The organism is Cupriavidus sp. WS (assembly GCF_000395345.1).
GTDB classification, from domain to species: Bacteria; Pseudomonadota; Gammaproteobacteria; order Burkholderiales; family Burkholderiaceae; genus Cupriavidus; species Cupriavidus basilensis_B.
The window spans coordinates 1-1,024 of the sequence record NZ_AQPL01000507.1; the positions used below are offsets into that span (position 1 = coordinate 1).

Here is a 1,024-nt window from a genome sequence, read left to right on the forward strand (position 1 = left end):
GCGCGCGGCCGGGTCCACGGTTTCCACCGTCATGCCTTCCTTGAGCCGGTCGGCGCCGTCCACCACCACGTGCTGGCCCGGCTCCAGGCCCTTGGCGACCGACACCCGGTTCTCGTCGCCCGGGCCCAGCGTGACGTTCTGCACCTTGACCTGGTTGTTGTCGTCGACCACGTAGACGAAGGTGCCCTGCTGGCCGCGCTGGACCGCCGCCACCGGGATGACGGTGGCGTCCTCGAGCGTGTCCACGCGGGTGCGCACGTTGACGAACTGGTTGGGGAACAGCATCCCGTCGGCGTTGGGGAAGATGGCCTTGAGCTTGACCGTGCCGGTGGTGGTGTCGATCTGGTTGTCGGTGGTCAGCAGCGTGCCCTCGGCCAGCTTGTTGCGCGCCTGGCGGTCCAGCGCGATCACCGGCAACTGCTCGCCGGCGTTCAGGCGCCGCAGCACCGACGGCAGGTTGTCCTCGGGAATCGTGTACAGCACCGCGATCGGCGCCACCTGGGTGATCAGCGCGATGCCGTTGGTATCGGTGGTGCTGACGATGTTGCCGGGGTCCACCTGGCGCAGGCCGATGCGCCCGGACACCGGCGCCAGCACGCGCGTGTAGCCCAGTTGCAGGCGCGCGTTGTCGACGTTGCCCTGGTCGGTCTTGACGGTGCCCTCGTACTGGCGCACCAGCGCGTCCTGGGTGTCCACCTGCTGGCTGGAAACCGAATCCTGCGCCAGCAGCGTGCGGTAGCGCTTCTGGTCCAGGCGGGCGTTCTCGAGCAGCGCGCGGTCGCGCGCCAGCGTGCCCACGGCCTGGTCGAGCGCGGCCTGGAACGGGCGCGGGTCGATCTCGGCGAGCACGTCGCCGGCCTTGACCATCTGGCCTTCCTTGAACAGGACCTTGAGCATGGGCCCGGACACCTGGACGCGCACGGTCACGTTGGCCACCGGCGTGACGTTGCCCAGGCCGTTGAGGATGACGTCCATGTTGCGCCTGGCGACCGTGCTGACCACCACCGGCGAGCGCTGCGCGCCG

1 protein-coding gene is annotated in these 1,024 nt (G+C 69.6%); it reads right to left on the reverse strand.

Going from position 1 to position 1,024, the window contains the following annotated elements; all coding sequences use genetic code 11:
• On the reverse strand, positions 1–1,024 hold a 1,024-nt coding region (locus K206_RS0132940), incomplete at both ends, for an MdtA/MuxA family multidrug efflux RND transporter periplasmic adaptor subunit (RefSeq protein ID WP_020206562.1).